Source organism: Shewanella sp. SM55, from assembly GCF_025654025.1.
Taxonomy (GTDB): domain Bacteria; phylum Pseudomonadota; class Gammaproteobacteria; order Enterobacterales; family Shewanellaceae; genus Shewanella; species Shewanella oncorhynchi.
This window is the reverse complement of record NZ_JAKKRS010000011.1, coordinates 1-21,454: the sequence shown is the minus strand read 5'-3', so window position 1 is coordinate 21,454 and position 21,454 is coordinate 1. Positions and strand designations below refer to the sequence as shown.

Annotated in this window: 15 protein-coding genes and 1 pseudogene; 11 read left to right on the top strand and 5 right to left on the bottom strand. The window is 48.0% G+C overall.

The window, feature by feature from the left end; all coding sequences use genetic code 11:
* Window positions 1-11: 11 nt before the first annotated feature.
* The gene (locus tag L5L91_RS14235) at window positions 12-1,040 is read right to left on the bottom strand and encodes an ABC transporter substrate-binding protein (RefSeq protein ID WP_198573256.1); all 1,029 of its coding nucleotides are present in this window, start codon (window positions 1,038-1,040) and stop codon (window positions 12-14) included.
* Window positions 1,041-1,734: 694 nt separating this feature from the next.
* Complete coding sequence (locus L5L91_RS14230) at window positions 1,735-2,853, bottom strand: YwqG family protein (protein WP_263236946.1); 1,119 nt, start codon at window positions 2,851-2,853, stop codon at window positions 1,735-1,737.
* Between the two features lie 218 nt (window positions 2,854-3,071).
* On the opposite strand from L5L91_RS14230, the gene L5L91_RS14225 reads away from it, so the two are divergent.
* The 3 genes from L5L91_RS14225 (at window position 3,072) to L5L91_RS14215 (ending at window position 6,565) form a co-directional block, all read left to right on the top strand.
* On the top strand, window positions 3,072-4,598 hold the full coding sequence (locus L5L91_RS14225) for a YifB family Mg chelatase-like AAA ATPase (RefSeq protein WP_219251774.1): 1,527 nt from the start codon (window positions 3,072-3,074) through the stop codon (window positions 4,596-4,598).
* Window positions 4,599-4,710: 112 nt separating this feature from the next.
* A complete protein-coding gene (locus L5L91_RS14220) occupies window positions 4,711-5,607 on the top strand; it encodes an acyltransferase (RefSeq protein WP_105250476.1) in 897 nt (298 codons plus the stop codon).
* Window positions 5,608-5,620: 13 nt separating this feature from the next.
* Entirely contained in the window at window positions 5,621-6,565 is a 945-nt protein-coding gene (locus L5L91_RS14215) for an acyltransferase (protein WP_263236944.1), read from the top strand.
* 7 nt (window positions 6,566-6,572) lie between these two features.
* Here the strand turns inward: L5L91_RS14215 and L5L91_RS14210 are convergent, their stop codons facing one another.
* Window positions 6,573-7,067 (bottom strand): DUF523 domain-containing protein, encoded by a 495-nt coding sequence (locus tag L5L91_RS14210; protein WP_173496164.1) that lies wholly within the window; start codon window positions 7,065-7,067, stop codon window positions 6,573-6,575.
* 300 nt (window positions 7,068-7,367) lie between these two features.
* Here L5L91_RS14210 and L5L91_RS14205 point away from each other — a divergent pair, with 300 nt between their 5' ends.
* The 6 genes from L5L91_RS14205 to L5L91_RS14180 all read left to right on the top strand — a co-directional run bounded on the left by L5L91_RS14205 (window position 7,368) and on the right by L5L91_RS14180 (window position 19,284).
* The gene (locus L5L91_RS14205; RefSeq protein ID WP_006084449.1) at window positions 7,368-8,135 is read left to right on the top strand and encodes a GntR family transcriptional regulator; all 768 of its coding nucleotides are present in this window, start codon (window positions 7,368-7,370) and stop codon (window positions 8,133-8,135) included.
* A gap of 52 nt (window positions 8,136-8,187) precedes the next feature.
* Entirely contained in the window at window positions 8,188-9,066 is an 879-nt protein-coding gene (gene prpB, locus L5L91_RS14200; protein WP_006084450.1) for a methylisocitrate lyase, read from the top strand.
* A 167-nt stretch (window positions 9,067-9,233) separates the two neighbouring features.
* Window positions 9,234-10,361 (top strand): 2-methylcitrate synthase, encoded by a 1,128-nt coding sequence (prpC, locus tag L5L91_RS14195; protein ID WP_263236941.1) that lies wholly within the window; start codon window positions 9,234-9,236, stop codon window positions 10,359-10,361.
* A gap of 80 nt (window positions 10,362-10,441) precedes the next feature.
* On the top strand, window positions 10,442-13,045 hold the full coding sequence (acnD, locus tag L5L91_RS14190) for a Fe/S-dependent 2-methylisocitrate dehydratase AcnD (protein WP_263236938.1): 2,604 nt from the start codon (window positions 10,442-10,444) through the stop codon (window positions 13,043-13,045).
* Between the two features lie 139 nt (window positions 13,046-13,184).
* Window positions 13,185-14,387 carry a 2-methylaconitate cis-trans isomerase PrpF gene (gene prpF / locus L5L91_RS14185; RefSeq protein ID WP_263236934.1) on the top strand — a complete coding sequence of 401 codons (1,203 nt, stop codon included), beginning with the start codon at window positions 13,185-13,187 and terminating at the stop codon, window positions 14,385-14,387.
* Between the two features lie 370 nt (window positions 14,388-14,757).
* Window positions 14,758-19,284, top strand: a complete 4,527-nt coding sequence (locus L5L91_RS14180) for an EAL domain-containing protein (RefSeq protein WP_263237000.1) — start codon at window positions 14,758-14,760, stop codon at window positions 19,282-19,284.
* Between the two features lie 72 nt (window positions 19,285-19,356).
* Here the strand turns inward: L5L91_RS14180 and L5L91_RS14175 are convergent, their stop codons facing one another.
* A complete protein-coding gene (locus L5L91_RS14175; RefSeq protein ID WP_263163952.1) occupies window positions 19,357-20,448 on the bottom strand; it encodes a branched-chain amino acid aminotransferase in 1,092 nt (363 codons plus the stop codon).
* Between the two features lie 228 nt (window positions 20,449-20,676).
* Between L5L91_RS14175 and L5L91_RS14170 the strand changes: the two genes are divergently transcribed.
* Both L5L91_RS14170 and L5L91_RS14165 read left to right on the top strand, forming a co-directional pair.
* Entirely contained in the window at window positions 20,677-20,949 is a 273-nt protein-coding gene (locus tag L5L91_RS14170) for a Rho-binding antiterminator (RefSeq protein ID WP_263163950.1), read from the top strand.
* A gap of 13 nt (window positions 20,950-20,962) precedes the next feature.
* Window positions 20,963-21,343, top strand: a complete 381-nt coding sequence (locus tag L5L91_RS14165) for a hypothetical protein (protein ID WP_263236932.1) — start codon at window positions 20,963-20,965, stop codon at window positions 21,341-21,343.
* On the opposite strand, the pseudogene L5L91_RS14160 reads toward L5L91_RS14165, so the two are convergent.
* A pseudogene (locus L5L91_RS14160) lies at window positions 21,290-21,454 on the bottom strand (group II intron reverse transcriptase/maturase); the annotation flags it as partial. The gene L5L91_RS14165 and the pseudogene L5L91_RS14160 sit on opposite strands and share 54 nt — an antisense overlap.

Here is a 21,454-nt window from a genome sequence, read left to right as displayed (position 1 = left end):
TACACCTGTTATTACGCCTTGAGGGGCAACTTATTCAAAATCTGAGACTGGAAAATCTGTGGCCAATCTCGAGCAACTAACATTTGATAAAATGCCGAATCTGGTTGCAAAACACCGAACAAGGCAACATTGTCATAGGGGAGATATTTTTTATGCTGCTGATAATATTGCAATTCGACCAAACCTAAAGCGCCAACCAAAAAATGCCCGCCACCAATAACACTCACAGAGTGCTGGCGACAAAGCTGTAAAATCTCAGGTGAAGTATTGATCGTACCGACAAATACATCTTTACCAGACACCAAACCTGTTTCCTTCAATGCCTTAAGCACCCCAATCGCCATACGATCACTGGCGGTCCAAATCACATTCAGATCAGGATAACGATTCAGCAGGGTTAACGCTTGCCCATAAGCCACAGCCTCACTCCATTGGCCATAAACCGTTTGAGTCAGAGTGGCATTGGACTGCATAAAGAAATAGTCACTGGCGCCTTGGGTACGTAGCACTGAAGCAGGCGTCGATTTATCGCCCGAAATCAACAGAACTTTAGCCGCCTTTCCTTCTAAATCGTCCATTAAGGCCTTAGCGGTCGCCGAACCAATAGCGTAATTATCGGGAATAATGGCGGGTAACAGATATTCTTGCCAATGGGGATCTTGCAGCAAGGCATCACGCTCGCCAGGGGAAATATCATTTAAAATCAATTGCACATAGACAGGGTGAGGATAAAGCGCCTGCAACATTTTTATCGCGGATTGTTTTTCATTAACCAGAATAACGTAATTAGGTAACGCCTTTGCAGAAGCTAACAACTCATCGAGTTGGGTTATCATCTTGAAGTGATTGCGATCGGAATGAATGATATCGAGTTTAATATCGAGTGTCGTCGATGCCGCCAACATCAATTGGTCGACATCTCCCCAAAAACTGTCATCGACAGCCCCAGGATTAAAAAAAACCACATCGAGTTTTGCCCATGCTGCCCCACCAAAACCCGCAGTACAGATAAACACACACGCTAACATCCACGAACGCATAGGCGAGTTCTCCTCGACCATGTTCCCTCAAATGTCATCCTTCACAAGAGGTCACTTTATTATTATCGATTCACAACCTTGTTACCGCATCGCCGCCCAAAATGTTGCTAAAATCGGCAGCAGATGTTTCGATTAAACCACAAAATGATACAAAGTATACTTTATATGCTGACTATTTATTCCGACACCCTGTCTGTATAAGGAGTTCGAGTGGCTCAGTAGCAGAATGTTTATGGGGATGGTAAGTGGCGGCCTTATGGTCAGTCTTGCAACCTAACCACGGAGAAAATGACGGGGACTTAAAAGGAATACAAGTTAGAACTCAGACGTTAATGCAGCCTAGCGGTCAAGTTGAATCAAGGTCGTGGGAAGGGGAACCATGATTTTCAGTGGAGGGTAAACCAAATGAGACTACTCATCGATGCCCTCATATAATGGCATAGGTTAACCATCATCTATTAACTGATTGAAATAATTAAATATAACTATCAAGCACTCAATCTATTCAGTCGTAATCATTTCTCCCAGAATCAATCCTTTATAACTCATATTCATTCAAAGGCACTAAATTGTGCTTGTGACTCTTCTTTTAATCGGTCGCAACATACATCTTCAATCGTCTCGGTGTACTCCAATTGCTGTGTAGCCCGTATCGCCCAGCAAAAAGGTTGGCTGTAGCCAACCTTTCGATGAACTAATAATCATATATGCAGTAAATGCGATCGAATTTTCCTAACGCTAAATCGTCCCGGTGGATAATAAAATTCAACCGCATAGAGTGCTCACTATAGACAACTTTGAGCAGCACCAGATAATCTTCGGCATTGCCGCCTAACTCAGCCGCGGCGTGGAGTTCGGGGGCTTTATAGCGGCTATCTCCATGGCTATTAATGCTGGCGATACCATCGTAATACGGCAGCGGCTGCTCGGGGACGAGCAATGCCTGCAAGTTGGATGACCGCCACCCGGGCAATGCAGCCCATTGCGGTTGAGTGAGTATCTGACCGGGGATTAACCCCTGCTTATTCATTTGCATCAGCTCATAGCCCTTGAGCTGATCTTGCCACTCTGGTGCCAATTCATCATCCACAACCGCTAGGGCCTCCAGCACCATAGCTTGCTGCGGTTCAGGCAGTGCTTGTAAACGTGCCTTGGCTAACCGCAATAAATGCGGGTTGTCACTGTTAATCATGTCAGTGGCTATCATCTTAATGCTGGCAATCCCCTTAAGTTGATAAGCCGCCTCATACTCATAGTTTGCACATACCGCATCGTCGAACTTAAGCTCGGCAATCGCTTTTCCAGAGTTCAGTTGCTGATCCTCAGCGACATAATAGACATGGCCGCGAAGCATTTCCGAGAATCGCCAGCGCTCCAAAAAGAACAACAATCGCCCTTCTCGAGGCAAATAAGATTGAAACGCCTTCAGGTCGCTGCAGTTGAGCTGTGCGATAAATTGCATGGGCACACAGAAGGCTTGCGCCGCCTCGTCCCAATCCGAATCTTGCGACCAACAATAATGCTCCTCGATATACTCGCGAGTGTGGTCGAATTCCTCAGCGTAAGCATCCAGCATCTCCTCCCGTCCAACCAAGGTCACCGGGTAATCCATTCCCACAGGCAAATCCGGCAATCCACCCATCCGGCTGTTACCTAACTGGGCATAGTCTTCGATTGCACTGGGATAGAGATCGACACTACTTCGAATAAATGCCGAAAGCGTATGGGCAAGATGCGGGTCTTTAAACTGCGCCAACTTTTGCTCTAGCAGCTGCTGACGAATGGGGGAATTTTCTGCTAACAACATATCCATATTTACCTCACGACTCCAATGTTTGTTTTTTTATCATTTCTATCAACTATTTGCCACCTTCAAATAAGGCAAATTGCCAAACCTATCACACGATTAGCAAAGCCGGAGTCAACGGCTTGCTAATGAGAAGGGCAACGACCTAGGCGATAGGAAACCCCTCCCATTAATTACTGCTACACTCAAATTCAGCGCAAAAAAATTAGCAAAAGGATTTGTTTATGGCGATAGCCTGTGTCAATACCCGAGCCAGTTGTGGGGTCGAAGCTCCACAAGTCACAGTTGAAGTGCATCTCAGCAACGGCTTACCGGCATTTAATCTTGTAGGCTTACCCGAAGCTTCGGTAAAAGAAGCCCGTGAGCGAGTACGCAGTGCCTTGATCAATGCGGGATTCGAGTTTCCAATGCGGCGGATAACAGTCAATCTCGCGCCAGCTGATTTACCTAAACAAGGTGGCCGCTACGACTTACCCATCGCCGTGGGCATATTGGCCGCTTCGGAACAGATTCCCATTAACAGTTTAAAAAATATCGAGTTTGTCGGCGAGCTGGCACTGTCAGGGCACATACGTTACTGCCAAGGGTTATTGCCCGCGATTATCGCGGCGAAGCGCCAAGACCATACCTTGGTCTTACCGCTAGACAACCGCCACGATGCCGAGCTAGTCGGCTATCCCAATGTGTTATTTGGTTCGCATCTGCAAAGTCTAGCCGCGTATTTACAAGGGCAAAATCAACTGCCCACACTGGCGCCACAGTTAGAATGGGTAAGCCAAGAGACACCCGAGTCTCATACTTGCCTGAGCGATGTGATTGGCCAATATCAAGCCAAGCAAGCTCTCGAAATTGCCGCTGCGGGTAACCACAACCTCTTGATGCTAGGCCCGCCAGGTACTGGCAAGACCATGCTTGCCAGCCGCATGATGGCGCTATTGCCCGCGCTCAATTATGAGGAAGCGTTAGAAGTGGCGGCAATTCATTCCGTTGCTGGGCTCGACATTAAACCGCAGCATTTTTTACAGCGACCATTTAGGGCGCCGCACCACACGAGTTCTTCGATTTCCCTCGTGGGTGGTGGCAGTATCCCAAAACCAGGGGAGATCTCCCTCGCCCATCGCGGTGTATTATTCTTGGATGAAGTGGCTGAATTTCCGCGTAAAGTCTTAGATTGCCTGCGCGAACCGATGGAAACCGGCGAAGTGGTGATTTCCCGCGCCGCCGCTAAGCTGACATTTTTGAGTCGATTTCAATTAATCGCAGCGATGAATCCTAGCCCTAGTGGCGACTTGGATAGCCATCATAGATCCAGCCCTGAACAAATCCAACGTTACCTTTCGCGGCTTTCAGGTCCGTTTCTCGATCGTTTCGACTTGACCATAGAAGTGCCCAAACTTCCCGCGGGCACCTTGACTCAAGCCGCGCCGCAGACAGAAACCAGCCAAGATATAGCCAAACGAGTGAAGCTAGCACGTGAGCTACAACTCGCCCGTGCTGGTGTGCTCAATAGCGAACTTACAGGGAAACAATTGAAACGCTTCAGCGGACTCAGTGATGCTGATTTAGTGTTTTTGGAGCAAAGCGTGGTCAAGCTTGGCCTATCTGTTCGCAGTTTTCATCGTATACAAAGAGTCGCCCGCACTATCGCCGATCTTGAACAAGCCACTAATACCGAACGCCGTCATCTTGCCCAAGCACTGGGTTATCGTGCTATGGATAGGTTGCTAGCACGACTATCCCAGCAATATTGAATCAGCCGCTTTACAGTGAAGATGAACAAATGCACCGACCAGCAGTGCCTAAGATTGAGCCAAACGCCTACACCGAGTAACATAGGCCTCCAATTTTTGTCAGGGGGCTCGGATGGGAATGCTGTTTTCACAGATAAAAGGCTGTATTGCATTTTTAGGTTACGTTATAAATACCGTCTTTTGGACTATCCCAATCGTGTTAATCAGTTTTATAAAACTGATACCTATCAGTCCATTAAGGACTGCGACTAGTCATGTGCTCGATTTTTGTGCCAGCGCTTGGATCAGCGTCAATGGCGTGATTGAGCGTTGCTTACATCCCGTTAAAATAGAACTGAGTGGTGACACCGACTTTTCCACTAAAGAGTGGTATATGGTGATTGCCAACCACCAGTCTTGGGTCGATATCCTGATCCTGCAGCGGATTTTTAACCGAAAAATCCCTTTCTTAAAGTTTTTCCTCAAGCAAGAGCTGATTTTTGTACCCGTATTAGGCCTAGCTTGGTGGGCACTCGATTTTCCTTTTATGCGTCGTTATAGCACAGCGCAGTTGCGTAAGAATCCTAAGTTAAAGGGCAAAGACATTGAAATTACACGTAAAGCCTGTGCTAAGTTTAAGGCTAAGCCTGTGAGTGTGATGAACTTTGTCGAAGGCACGCGCTTCAGCAAGGCTAAGCATCAAAAACAAAACTCACAGTTCCAACATTTGCTAAAACCTAAAGCGGGCGGTATGGCCTTCGCGCTATCAGCCATGGGTGAACAGATCCACAAGCTAGTCGATGTCTCCATTTACTACCCAGACGCAGTACCGAGCTATTGGGACTACCTGACAGGCAAGTTGCCAAGCGTTAAAGTACACATCAAGGTCTCCGATATTGATCCTGCAATGCGCGGCGATTATATGAATGACCGCGATTTTAAAATTGGCTTCCAAGAACAACTGAATCAACTCTGGCTCACTAAGGATCAAGTGTTAAGCCAACTCGCTAGCCAAGCGAATAAAGAATAAAGGTAACGCCACTATGTTGAATTTCCTGCCTGGTTCAGTGTTGTTTATTCTGAGCTTAAGCTTGCTGATCATTAATACCGCCGTTTGGGGCTCGCTTATCAGCATTGGCGGATTAGTGAAACTTGTGATGCCAGCACAAAATGCGCGCAATGCGGTGACTACGGTCATGAACCGTTTTATGTGGGCTTGGGCCTGCTGCAACGGTGGCATCTTGTATTTGATCGCTAAAATTGAGTGGGATGTCAAAGGGCTCGAAGGACTCGATAAAAACAGCTGGTATTTGCTGATCAGCAACCACCTCAGTGGATTCGATATCGCCGCGCAAACTTACGTGTTACGTAACCACATCCCTATGCTGAAGTTCTTCCTCAAAAAAGAACTCGCCTATGTGCCGATTATGGGACTGGGTTGTTGGGCGCTGGATATGCCTTTCATGAACAGGACTAGCCCGGCAAAACTTAAAAAGAATCCAAAGCTTAAGGGCAAAGATTTAGCGACCACACGCCGCGCCTGTGCCAAGTTTAGCAATATGCCCACGTCAATCATTAACTATGTTGAAGGCAGCCGTTTTACCCAAGATAAACATCAGCGCCAAAACTCGCCTTATCAACATTTGTTACGTCCTAAAGCGGGTGGTATCGCCTTTACCTTATCAGCCATGGGCGAACAATTTACTAACCTGCTGGATATGACAATCGTCTACCCAGATGCGCCTGAAGATATTCTGTTTGGGGTGATGAATGGTAAGGTCAGTAAGATTATAGTGCGAATTAACGCCCTGCCCGTGCCTCAGGTAGATGCGGCGCGTTATTTCTCTGAGTCTGAGTACCGCGTCGAATTCCAACGCTGGTTAAACCAAGTGTGGGCGGAAAAAGATCAACAAATTCATGCTTTACTCCAAACACATCAAAGTGTGAATAATAAGGCCACCAGCCCAAATCACACTCAAGCAAGCTAGCTCGCCTCTAGCTTTGCTCTAGTTCAGCAACGCATGCCGCTGCAGCGGATAACTCCAATTCATTGAATACGGTTATTCCTGCGGCACTGAGTTTTTCAGCTGTTAATCCTTGTCCCGCAATTAACTGTTTTACAAATTGACCATCGTAAATCTGCCTATTACCACAGGATGGACTACGGGCTTTTAAAATCGCCACTTTAATCCCGTGTTGCAGCGCCAGCTTAAGCGCGAGATCAGCTCCCAGACTAAAAGCGTGGGTCACATCCTCACCTTGGGCAGTTAAGATGCGCTGTCCAATCCGCTCCGCTGGCGGTCTAGGTGTTGGCAAACCGCCTGCACATTCGGGACAAATCGCCACAATCCGCCCTTGCTCGAGCCACGTTTGCACCAGCTCGCTCTCCATCAAGTTATGGCCACCGTCGTAGCGCACCGCTTGTCCGAGTAAACAACTACTCACTAACACTTTTTCCACTGTCATCCCCAAATGTCTCATTCCGCCCATAGCATAACGTGAAGGATAAACATGCCAAATGCATTTGGATGATTTTCCCCAAAACCATCAACATCCGCAACAAGGTTGGAAGGTTAAAACCACTCCATTGTTGACAATTTAATATTTAAATATTCATAACATAAAATATTAATAACGAGATAATAAAAATAAAATGATAAAAATCAACAATAAAAACAGAAATTCATTGAAATATAGACTTACGTCTAAGTAAACACATTGTTGACAATCTGCCAAGGGAGGGCTATTTTTTACCCATTGTCGACAATCCTATTAATAGTGATGCGTTCTATGTTGAAGCAAGACACGACGTTCGTTTCTGATGACACTCAAGTTCCCCACCTGCACAAGGTCAAATCGACCTCGGCAGATAAGACGTCGACCACATTAGCCGATCAAATTTTGGTGCAGATCCAAACCAGCATCATCAAGGGCGAACTGCCTGCAGGCAGCAAGATTAACGAGCAAGCACTGGCCGAAAAATACGGCATCAGCCGCGGCCCGACCCGCGAAGCACTGCAAACCTTAGAAAGACAACGTTTAGTGGTGCGTGCGCCCCATGTTGGTGCCCGCGTCGCCCAGCTAACAGTGAGTGAACTTAACGATTTATATCAACTACGTAGCGTGCTTGAAGGCATGGCCTGCGAACTCGCCGCCAGCCGTATTACCCCAGAACAATTAGCCAAATTAGAAGATCTGCTCGCAACGCAAGAAGCGGCGCTCGCCAAGGGCGATACTTACTTCCAAGAGGAAGGCGATGTCGACTTCCACTACCAAATTATTCAAGCCAGCGGTAACAAGCATCTGCAGGAAACCTTAGTCGGCGGCCTGTATCACCTGCTACGTATGTACCGCTACCAGTGCACCAATAAAAATCGCCCAGTGAAAGCGATTGCCGAACACAGACGCATAGTCGAAGCCATTGCCCAGCGCGATGGTGAGTTGGCCAGTTTGCTGATGCGCCGCCATATCGAACAGGGGCGTAAAAATACCGAATTACGCTTAATTGAATTGCAAGCCAATGCAGCCGCAAAAGAAACCTTAGCCAACATTAGCTAAGTTCTTACGGCTCAATATGCCCACTTCCCATAAAATGGAAAAGGATAAAACCATGACCCAAAGCGCAGGATTACGTTTTCGCCAAGCTCTTGCTAAGGCCAAACCGTTACAAATCGTTGGCACCACCAATGCCTATTTTGCCTTAATGGCAGAACAAACAGGCTTCCAAGCCTTGTATCTTTCGGGCGCTGGCGTTGCCAATGCTTCCTACGGTTTGCCAGATTTAGGCATGACCTCAATGAACGACGTGCTGATTGATGCCGGTCGTATCACCTCAGCCACGCAGGTGCCTTTATTGGTCGATATCGATACTGGCTGGGGCGGCGCATTCAACATTGCTCGTACCATCAAAGAATTCGAAAAAATCGGCGTAGCCGCTGTGCACATGGAAGACCAAGTGTCGCAAAAGCGTTGCGGCCATAGACCTAACAAAGCGGTCGTGAGCATAGAAGAAATGGTCGATCGCATTAAAGCGGCCGTCGATGCCCGTACCGATCCTAACTTTGTGATCATGGCGCGCACCGATGCGGTTGCCGTTGAAGGTTTAGAAGCGGGAATTGAACGTGCTCAAGCGTATATCGCCGCCGGCGCCGACATGATCTTCGCAGAAGCTTTAACTGAGCTAGACCAATATCGCCACTTCAAGGCTCAAGTTAAAGCGCCGATTTTGGCCAACATGACTGAATTTGGTCAAACCCAATTGTTCAATAAAGAAGAACTCGCCGAGGCGGGCGCCGACATGGTGCTCTATCCACTCGGTACTTTCCGTGCAGCCAACCAAGCCGCACTGAACGTCATGCAAGCGCTGATGAATGATGGTCATCAACGCAACGTGCTAGACACTATGCAGACCCGTAAAGACTTGTATAAATACTTGGGTTACCACGCCTTTGAAGACAAGTTAGATCAACTGTTCAGCCAAGATAAATAACCGAAAAGCTGCAACCCTACAGGGTTTGGCGTTAAAACAGATTTAGCGTTAAACAAATTACATAAAAAGTGCAGCCTTAACCAATAAATGTCGGCGAATAAGAGCTCTGAAACGAGCACTGAAATCCGCCAGCAATAACCAAACAGAGTTAACGGAAGGGAAGGATTATGTCAGAAGCTAAAAAACTAAGCGGTGCAGGATTACGTGGCCAGAGCGCAGGCGAAACCGCATTGAGCACAGTGGGAGTGTCAGGCTCGGGCCTAACGTACCGCGGTTATGATGTGAAAGATCTCGGTGAAAATGCCACCTTCGAAGAAGTCGCTTACCTTATTCTTTACGGCGAGCTGCCCACTCAAGCCCAACTTTATGCCTACAAAACCAAACTCAAAGGCCTTCGCGGTCTGCCGCAAGCATTAAAAGAAGTATTGGAGCGCATTCCCGCCGACACTCATCCTATGGATGTGATGCGTACTGGCTGCTCTATGCTAGGTAACTTAGAAGCCGAGCACAGCTTTGCCGAACAGAGTGAAATCACCGACCGTTTACTCGCCGCATTCCCATCGATCATCTGTTACTGGTATCGCTTTAGCCACGATGGCGTGCGTATCGATACTGAAACCGATGACGATCAAATTGGCGCACACTTCCTCCACTTATTACATGGCAAAGCGCCGTCGGCACTGCATGCTAAAGTGATGGACGTATCGTTAATTCTTTATGCAGAACATGAATTTAACGCATCAACCTTTACCGCTCGCGTCTGTGCTTCCACCCTGTCAGATATGCATTCGTGCGTCACTGGCGCCATTGGTTCACTGCGCGGCCCGCTGCATGGCGGCGCGAACGAAGCGGCGATGGAACTGATCCAAGACATGAAAGATGAAGCCGATGCGCGCGACATCTTAATGGGCAAACTGGAGCGTAAAGATAAGATCATGGGCTTCGGCCATGCGATTTACCGCGACAGCGATCCACGTAATGCCATCATCAAAGAATGGTCAGAAAAACTGGCGGCTGCCAACGGTGACGACCGCCTATATCGAGTATCAGTTGCCTGCGAAACCCTGATGTGGGAACAGAAAAAACTCTTCTGTAATGCTGACTTCTTCCACGCCAGCGCTTACCACTACATGGATATTCCGACTAAGTTGTTTACGCCAATCTTCGTGTGTTCACGCGTCACTGGCTGGGCGGCGCACGTGATGGAGCAACGCTCTAACAACCGCATCATCCGCCCGAGTGCCGATTATGTGGGCGTTGCGCCACGCAAAGTGGTACCGATTGCCAACCGTTAAGCAAAATTGACCACACTTGGCGCGAGATTTCACTCAATGTAAGTCTCGCGTCAACTTCATTTTCCGAAATGGATGATGTTATGAGCACTGCTATGAATACCCAATATCGCAAGCCCTTACCCGGCACTCAACTCGATTACTTCGATACCCGCGAAGCCGTAGAAGCCATTCAAGCTGGCTCGTATGCCAAGCTGCCTTACACCTCGCGCGTTTTAGCTGAAAACTTAGTCCGCCGCTGCGATCCGGCCGTTTTGACCGACTCGCTAAAACAGATTATCGAATCTAAGCAAGAACTGGATTTCCCTTGGTTTCCTGCCCGCGTGGTGTGCCATGATATTTTGGGGCAAACCGCCTTAGTTGACCTTGCCGGTCTGCGTGACGCTATTGCCGCCAAGGGGGGCGATCCGGCCAAAGTGAACCCAGTTGTGCCAACCCAGCTGATTGTGGATCACTCACTCGCTGTCGAATTTGGTGGTTTTGATAAAGACGCCTTCGCCAAAAACCGCGCCATCGAAGACAGACGCAACGAAGACAGATTCCACTTTATTGATTGGACGCAAAAAGCCTTTAAAAACATTGATGTTATCCCTCAGGGTAACGGCATAATGCACCAAATTAACTTAGAGCGTATGTCGCCTGTGGTGCATTCACGCAATGGCGTGGCCTTCCCAGATACCTTAGTCGGCACCGACAGCCACACACCACACGTTGATGCACTGGGCGTTATCGCCATAGGTGTCGGCGGCTTAGAAGCCGAAAGCGTGATGCTAGGGCGCGCATCCTATATGCGTCTACCGGACATTATCGGTGTTGAGCTCACGGGCAGACCGCAGCCAGGCATTACGGCTACCGATATCGTATTAGCCTTGACCGAATTTTTACGCGCACAAAAAGTCGTGTCATCTTACTTAGAGTTCTTCGGCGAAGGCGCAGCGGCGCTGACATTAGGCGATCGCGCCACGATTTCGAATATGACACCTGAGTTTGGCGCCACTGCGGCCATGTTCTACATCGACCAGCAAACCTTAGATTATTTGACCTTAACGGGCCGCGAAGCCGAGCAAGTTAAGCTGGTTGAAACCTATGCCAAAACCGCAGGTTTATGGGCCGACAGCTTGACCGAAGTACACTATCCGCGCGTACTGCGTTTTGATTTATCTTCGGTGGTGCGCACCATTGCAGGGCCATCAAACCCACATGCACGGGTGCCAACATCAGAATTGGCTGAGCGCGGGATTAGCGGCGTAGTCGAAAACGAGCCAGGCTTAATGCCCGATGGGGCTGTGATTATCGCGGCGATTACCAGCTGCACTAACACCAGTAACCCGCGCAACGTGATTGCTGCAGGCCTGATTGCCCGCAACGCCAACGCTAAAGGCTTAAGCCGCAAACCTTGGGTCAAAACCTCACTCGCCCCCGGTTCAAAAGCGGTGCAGTTGTATTTGGAAGAAGCCAAATTATTACCTGAGCTTGAACAACTCGGTTTTGGGATTGTTGGGTTTGCCTGCACTACGTGTAACGGCATGAGCGGCGCGCTGGATCCTGTAATTCAAAAAGAAGTGATCGACCGCGACTTGTACGCCACCGCTGTGTTATCGGGTAACCGTAACTTCGATGGCCGTATTCATCCCTATGCAAAACAAGCTTTCTTAGCATCGCCGCCATTGGTCGTCGCCTACGCGATTGCCGGCACCATACGTTTCGATATCGAAAAGGATGTGTTGGGATTAGATAAAGACGGCAACCCCATCAAACTTATCGACATTTGGCCATCGGATGAAGAAATCGATGCCGTGATTGCGACAAGTGTTAAACCTGAGCAGTTCCGTAAAGTGTACGAACCCATGTTCGATTTAGCCGTCGATTATGGCGAACAAATCAGCCCGCTGTACGATTGGCGCCCGCAATCTACTTATATTCGTCGTCCACCCTACTGGGAAGGTGCATTGGCCGGAGAGCGCACGTTAAAAGACATGCGACCACTGGCGGTGCTGGGTGACAACATCACCACAGACCATTTATCGCCGTCGAACGCCATTATGATGGACAGCGCCGCAGGCGAATACCTGCACAAAATGGGCTTGCCAGAGGAAGACTTTAACTCCTACGCCACCCACAGGGGGGATCACTTAACCGCCCAGCGCGCAACCTTTGCCAATCCTAAGCTTAAAAACGAAATGGCAATCGTTGACGGCAAAGTACAACAAGGCTCACTGACGCGTATCGAACCCGAAGGCCAAGTGACTCGTATGTGGGAAGCGATTGAAACCTATATGGAACGTAAGCAGCCGCTGATCATCATAGCGGGCGCAGATTACGGTCAAGGTTCGTCCCGCGACTGGGCTGCCAAAGGCGTACGTTTAGCGGGCGTTGAGGCCATTGTTGCCGAAGGTTTCGAGCGTATTCATCGCACTAACTTAGTGGGCATGGGCGTGTTGCCACTGGAATTTAAAGTCGGTGACAACCGCGCCACCTATGGTATAGACGGCACAGAAGTGTTCGATGTCCTAGGCACGCCAGCGCCAAGAGCGAACTTAACTGTCGTTATCACCCGTAAAAACGGTGAGCGCATCGAAGTGCCGGTGACGTGTCGTCTCGATACCGCCGAAGAAGTGTCTATCTACGAAGCGGGCGGCGTATTGCAACGCTTCGCGCAGGACTTTTTAGAATCAAATCAGGCTTGAGTCGACATTTGAATCGACGCTCGAGTCTGGTTAGAGACGACACTTAAATATCAGCTAGCGAAACCGAGCGCCAGCGACTTCACCATTAAGTTACTGGCGCTCATTTGGACTCCATTGGGAGTCCTTTTGGAGTTAATGAATGAATGCTTCAACAATCCACGCGCCACAAATCAAAGTCGCCGCGACTTATATGCGCGGCGGCACCAGTAAGGGCGTGTTTTTCCGTCTGCAGGATTTACCTCAAGCCGCACAAGTTGCTGGCCCTGCCCGTGATGCCTTGTTACTGCGAGTGATAGGCAGTCCCGACCCTTACGGTAAGCAAATCGATGGTATGGGCGGCGCCACCTCGAGCACCAGCAAGACGGTTATTCTGTCAAAAAGCAGTCAAGCCGACCACGATGTCGATTATCTCTTTGGCCAAGTGTCTATCGACAAACCTTTTGTCGATTGGAGCGGTAACTGTGGCAACTTGACCGCAGCCGTCGGTGCCTTTGCCATCAGCAATGGCTTAATTGATACGGCCCGCATTCCACACAATGGCATCTGCACAGTGCGAATTTGGCAAGCCAACATAAGCAAAACCATTATCGCCCATGTGCCAATCACCAACGGTGAAGTGCAAGAAACCGGTGATTTTGAGCTCGATGGTGTGACCTTTCCTGCCGCCGAAGTGCAAATCGAATTTATAAACCCTGCTGCAGATGAGGATGCCAGCAGTGGCGGTGGCAACATGTTCCCTACGGGCAATCTTGTCGATGTGCTAGAAGTGCCGGGCATTGGCAGCTTTAACGCTACTATGATCAACGCGGGCATTCCCACCATTTTTATTAACGCAGAAGACTTAGGCTACACAGGCACTGAGCTACAGGATGATATTAATAGCGACAATGCCGCCCTTGCCAAATTTGAAACCATTCGCGCCTATGGCGCCGTGCGTATGGGCTTGATTTCGCATATTGATGAAGCAGTTGCACGCCAACACACGCCTAAGATCGCCTTTGTCGCTAAACCTAAAGCCTATGTGTCATCGAGCGGCAAAACCGTCAATGCCGATGAAATTGACCTGCTGGTACGCGCCTTGTCTATGGGCAAACTGCACCACGCTATGATGGGCACGGCTGCCGTTGCGATTGGTACGGCGGCGGCAATTCCCGGCACTTTAGTAAACCTCGCCGCAGGCGGTGGCGAAAAGGAAGCTGTACGCTTTGGGCATCCTTCAGGCACGCTGCGCGTGGGTGCGCAGGCCATTCAAGAAAATGGCGAATGGACAGTGGTTAAAGCCATTATGAGCCGCAGCGCTCGCGTACTGATGGAAGGTTTTGTGCGGGTGCCCGCTGCGTAATTTTATCTAAGTAAACAGTTCAACCAAAGACCTTGCTTCTCCCCCTTCCGGCAAGGTCTTTTTTCTATTCTCGCCCATCATTTTAATCTGCTTCGCCCGTATTTGTCTTAGCATGATATGTTGACATACCTGAAACAATGCTAAGATCCTTTAGCAAAAACGCCAGAATACAAACTCGTCATAAAAAGAATATTGGCAGTGAAACGGTACAGTTAATATATTGCATGATCTATTACAGAATCGCGCCCATCGATTTTGGTTATTTTTAAACCAAGTCAGCAATTTAAGTCGCATTTTTACAGCAAAATGGCATGTAAGGTCTAGGCTAAGAACTAAACTAAATAGAAACCTAATCAGGATGGGTCCGTTTTTGGTAGGGGAAAATTTGAGTCAACTAATCCACAAGCTAATGTTAAGTACGCTTTTTATCCTAAGTTTGTGGGGGATCTCGTGCAATGGATTAGCTCAACCATTGAGCGCGGCTTCCACACAGCTCAAATTTGAACATATTCGCAGTGAAGATGGCCTTACCCAAAATACGATTACTAGCCTGTTTATGGACAATGCCGGTATGTTATGGATTGGCACTCAAGATGGTTTGCATGCTTATAACGGTCACAGCTTCAATATTTTCCCCCATTCACCCAATGATCCGAGGAGTATTTCTGAGAGCTATGTATCTGACATTATTCAAGACTCAGAAGGTAATATCTGGGTTTCGACTTTCAGCCAAGGGGTAAATCGACTCGATTTGAGCACAGGGACCTTTGAACACTTTGGCCAAGAACAAGGGCTTACCGATCCGCGCACAACCAAACTCAGCGTTGTAGGCAATACACTCTGGATTGGTACTAAAGCAGGACTATTTTCCCTATCGACCAAAACCAAACGCATTACCCAAGTAAACTTAGGTAATAGTGTTCAACCCCACATCACCAGCTTAGCCAATGTTGAAGACACTTACCTTCTGGCAGGAACACAAGATAGCGGCACCTTTGCTGTCAGTGCCAATACTATCACTCGCTTAAATGTCCCGCAGAATCTCACTGCACATCAAATTAGGGCACATTCCGCTAATGCGATCACTTTAGCTCTGGGAGAGCAATTATGGCATTACAACTTGGCCTCACAACAGGGCGAAATCCTCTGGCAGACAGACGATAATGTGCCTTACATTAAAGATTTTATCCAAACTGAGCAGGGTGACTTTTGGGTTGTTGGGCCAGAAGCCGGTCTTATTCAACTCGAGAGAAACGATAAGGCATTTACTGCGACTTACCACAGGTATGATCCTAAGCGTACCAACAGTATTAGTGAAAATAACATACTGAGCTTACTGCAAGATCCCTTTGGCAATTTATGGTTAGGTGCCAGTTATTCTGGTCTGGATAAAATTAATACCCGTCGTCAGTATTTTCAGCATATTTACGAATCCACCCCTAACCTGTCGCAACAAAGTAACAACATTCGCACCTTGTTCCGCAGCCAAGATAATGCGCTATGGATAGGCACCGAAGGTGCTGGGCTTAAACGCATGTTGGCCAATGGAAAATATGAACACTACACGGAGCTCTTTGCTAACGCCTTAGGGATGCATCAACGCAACTTGAATCTTATCCTGCGAGATATAGACCAAGACAAAAATGGCGTGCTTTGGTTTGCCACTAACTATGGGTTAGGTCGACTGGCGCTAGATGGCCAATTCCAGTTACTCAAGGTGACAGAACGCACTGATCAAGGCTCAGAAACCAATTATATCCGTAGTTTAGATATTGATGAGCAAGGTCACCTCTGGGTGGCAACAACCAATGCCCTCTACCGTAAGGCGATAGATACCGATGAATTTACTTTTATCTCATTGGCACATATTGATAATTTCTATCCGGCACAAAATCAGTTTTTAATCCTCAGAACACACAAAGATACGCTATGGATAGGTACACTCGATGGCCTGCTTAAGCTGGATATGAAAACAGGCACAGGTAAATCCTACTTCCATCAATCCTCAGACAAAAACAGCCTGATCAACAACCGTGTCCGCGATATTTTAGTCACAAAATCGGGCGAGGTATGGTTTGCCACCCATGGTGGGATCAGCAAGTTACCGTCCCAAGAGACTGATGCAGGTTTTAGCCACTATACCCGCAATCAGGGATTACCAAGTGATACCATCTATGCCTTACTCGAGGATCAAGAACACAACATTTGGTTTAGTAGTAATGCGGGGATAGGAAAGCTCAATCCTAAAACCAATCGTGTCATCATATTTAATGAGCAAGAAGGGCTACAAGCACTGGAGTTTAACGGTGGCGTAAAACTTGAAGACAGCGATGGCGATCTCTGGTTTGGTGGCATTAATGGCATAAATCGTTTCAATCCAAAGTCAATTCCAGATCAACGACCCGATGTTAAAGTCGCACTCACTGGCTATAGTATTGCGGGTAAAGGGCACACTATTCTCGATTTGAGCCATCCACCTAGCATAGTAATGGACTATAGCGATCAGCTGATCAGTTTTGAGGTGACCTCATTGGATTTCAGCTATACGGGTAAAAACCGCTTCAGCTATTTTCTTGAGGGATTTGATAACGAGTGGCATGAGCTCCCCACAGGTAATGAAATCACCTTCACCAATATTAACCCTGGTCACTACCAACTGCATGTTCGCCATGGGCTGCAATACAACACTCAAGGTGACTACGCCCTTTCTGTCGATCTTCATGTACAAGCGCCCTTCTATCGAACTCAGTTCGCCTACGCCCTCTACAGCTTGCTCTCTCTATGGCTGTTGGCTTGGATCATTATCTGGCGTAAAAGGAAACGTCAGCAACAGCGCGAATTTGAAACCAGTATCCGCGCCTCAGAGGAGCGACTCAAACTTGCACTTTGGGCCTCTGGCGATGGCATGTGGGACTGGAACATACCAGAAAATCGAGTCTATCGTACCAATATGGATTCTTCAGTCCCCCATTGGAATAGCAGCAATATAGCCCATGAGAGCATGCACTCAGAGGATAGGGAAAGATTCAAATTTGAGCTTAACGAACACCTTCAAGGTCGTTCGCCTTTCTTCGAAGCAGAGTACCGAGTCGAACGCTCCCCCGGTAATTGGGTATGGATTTTAGACCGCGGTAAAGTGGTGGAAAAAGATAGCCTAGATAATCCGATCCGCATGACAGGGACCAACCGCAACATTACCTCACGCAAACTGATTGAAAACGAGTTGGTACTGTCATCACAAGTGCTCAACAGTATGAACGAAGCCGTTGTAGTGGGAGGATTAAATTATCGAATTCGTTCGGTCAACCCAGCATTTTGTGCCATTACAGGGTACACAGAACGCCAAATAACCGACAGGCATTTCATTCACTTAGCCTTTAGTCGCCAACAGCGGGAGTTGTTCAATACGATTGAACAACAGCTACTGCGTCACAAACATTGGGTCGGAGAACTGTGGATCCGCAATAAACAACGTCAGGCCATTTTAGTCTGGCTTGAAATCAACCAAGTGATCGATATCAAAGGCGAAACCAGTCACTTCGTTGCAGTATTTACCGACATCACAGAGCGGAAAAAAGCCGAAGAAGATCTGCGTTTCCTCGCCAGCTTCGACACATTAACTGGCTTACCGAACCGAACTTTATTTCAAGACAGGCTCAACCACGCGATTACTCAAGCGCACAGAGCGAATAATATCGTTGCCTTGCTGTTCTTAGACCTCGACCGCTTTAAACATATCAACGACTCTATGGGTCATCATGTCGGGGATTTGTTACTGAAAGCCGTGGCAAGACGACTGCAAAATGCAGTGCGTGATGGCGATACTGTCGCACGCTTAGGTGGCGATGAATTTACTATTATTTTAGAAGGTGTTGCGAAAACAAAAGCCGCAACCCTGATCTCAGAAAAAGTGCTCAGAGCATTCCAAACGCCCTTCCTATTGGACGATAAAACGCTGACCATCTCGACCTCAATTGGTATCAGCTTATACCCTAACGATGCGGACAATGCCGACTCACTGATTAAATTTGCCGATACCGCCATGTACCACGCAAAATCATCAGGTCGAAATAACTTTCAGTTTTATACCTCTAAGTTAAATGAAATCGCCACCCGTCATGTACAACTCGAAAGTGGTTTAAAGGAAGCTATCCAACGCAAAGAACTAAGCTTGGTTTATCAACCTAAATTCTGTTTACGAGATGGTTCACTCACAGGACTGGAAGCACTTTTACGTTGGTATCACACTGAACTTGGTCCTATTTCACCTGTGGAATTTATTCCACTGGCGGAAGAAACGGGTATCATCACTCAAATTGGCCATTGGGTGATCAACCACGCCTGCCAGCAATTAGCCGAATGGAATAGCCTAGGATTTAACGGGATCACTATCGCCGTCAACCTATCGGCTCGCCAACTGAAGGCGGACATTATCTCCACCATCGAAGTCGCTTTAGCCGTATCAGGTCTCCCGGCTCAATCCCTTGAGCTTGAGCTTACTGAATCAATGATCATGGGCAATCCGCAGGAGTCGGTCAGCATCCTATCTAAACTCAAGGCCCTAGGATTGACCATAGCCGTGGATGATTTTGGGACGGGTTATTCGAGCCTAAGCTATCTCAAACGCTTCCCGATAGACACACTCAAAATCGATCGAGAATTTGTCAGAGACATCACCAACGATCCCGACGATGCCGCCATCACCAGCGCCATTATTGCCCTCGCTCACAGCTTAGAACTGAATGTCGTCGCCGAAGGCGTAGAGACCCAAGAACAGCTCAACTTCTTGGCGATGCAGGGTTGCGATCAAGTACAAGGTTTCTTACTCAGTAAACCCTTAAATGCCGAAGATTGTTTAACCTTACTCAAAAATCAATCTAAGCCACAGCCACTTTGATTTAAGGCATTATCGACAAAAACAGCCAATAAAAAAGGCTCCTAGGAGCCTTTAAACATCACCACAAATTCCTTACTTTGCTAAACGTTTAACACGCTTAACCCAGCCTTCAGGACCTTTAATATGGCCCTTTTGGATTTCGGTATACAGTTTATAGATGCGCTGAACATGCTCACCCACTTCACCATTACCGACAGTGACAACATGGCCATCTTCAAAAATGTAGGAGCCCACAGCAGAAACCACGGCCGCCGTCCCAAAACCACCCGCCTCGATAATTTCACCAGATTCAATATCAGCGATAAATTTATCAAGCATGACAGTCTCTTGGCGCACTTCACAACCGAGCATCTCACCCAATTCCATAATGGATTGCGAGGTGATCGACTTCAAAATAGTATCTGTGAAGGTTGGAATAATCACTGTGCCATCTTTCAGAATGTGGAAATGGTTCATCGCGCCCGCTTCTTCAATCTGTTGATTGGTTGAATCGAGATATAGCACTTGCGATGCACCAAAGGCTGCCGCCGCTTTACCCGCACGCAACGAAGCCGCATAGTTACCCGCGGCTTTTGAGGCGCCAGTGCCACCCGATACTGCACGATGGAAAGTTTTGCTGATCAGTAAGCGTATACCTTTGTTCACGCCAGCCGCGTAATAAGCGCCACTTGGGCTTAACACGACACAGAAGGTATAACGCGAACTTGGGCTCACAGAGAGGCGGTCTTCTGTCGCAAAAATAAAAGGACGAATATACAGACACGCGCCTTCTTGCATCGGGAACCAGAGGCGATCGACATCGATCAACGCATTGATCGCATCCATCTGCATTTGTTCATCGATATTGGGAATACAGACGATATCGGCGGAGCGATTCATCCGCTCGGCATTCTTATTAATGCGGAAAGTATAAATCTCGCCATCTTCGTGCATAAAGGCTTTCGCGCCTTCGAAGATCGACTGGCCATAATGCAACGCCATTGCACCCGGTGCCATTTCAAATGGTCCATAAGGAACGATGCGCGGATCGCACCATTGTCCATCATGATAATCCATCAAAAACATATGATCGGTTCTGAGGCTACCAAAGCCCACATTCCCCTCGGGCTTGAATTGCTCAGTACGGCGCTCAGACGCAGGTTTTAAATTGTAAGTTATTTCCATCGCATACCACCTTGATTACTGAACAAGCAGACTAGGGAGCGACAGGAATAAAGTCAAGAGGGGCGCGCATATCTAAAGGTCTAAGCAAATAAAAACTCGCTAACATGCTTGGCTCAGTCTTTTACACTGCCTTAGATACTAGATAAAACAATCCGCATTGGGTCACACCTAATGCCAATGGCAAGTATTTTTGCCACAATAGGGTCGAACTCCCAATGAGATGATCCAATGTCAGATTATAAAATGATCCCCTGCGCCCACTACGACTATCTCGAACTCGCCTGTCTGCGTGGTTATCAACTCAACATTGAGCTTATTGATGGCACCCAGTGCCAAGGTAAAGCCATCACCACGCAGACAAGAGCCGACAAAACTGAGTGGCTTATCATCCAACTGCAACAAACTAAACAATCCCTTAGACTCGACCATATCGCTGCCATCACATCCCTCGAGCCTAATGCTGAATTTAGCCGAGTACTCATTGCGGCCAAGCAACCCTAGCAAAGGATATAACATGGCAACTATGATTTTATCGGTTGAAATCGGTCACTGGATCGGTGGGCATAACGGCCAATACCCCCATCTCATTGAATTTGATATGGCACATCTGGATAGACCCTTTCAGGTCAGCGAAGGTTGGGGGCATGGTTTAGGAGGCTCCGCTTACTCACTCGCACAATTTGTCGAAACGCCTTATTTCCTCAAACTCAAAACCGAGGCTCCTTGGGCGTTTGCCATTATCGAACAAGGCCTAGCCCAATCGGGTAGCCGGAGGTATCTAGCCTCCAGCCCCCACACCACCCTGCATGCGGCTCCGCACAGGGCGGTTCATTTAGAACGCCTAACTCACTTTCTGGTTAGGATAATGAACTGCAATCCATCCATCTCTCAGTGAACATAAACCTGCTTTCTTGAGATACTCATTACTCAGCGCTTGCTGTATCCCTGGTGTTTTCGAGCTTCGCCACGGCCCTTTGCTTGTAATTCCACAAGCAACGGCCGCTTG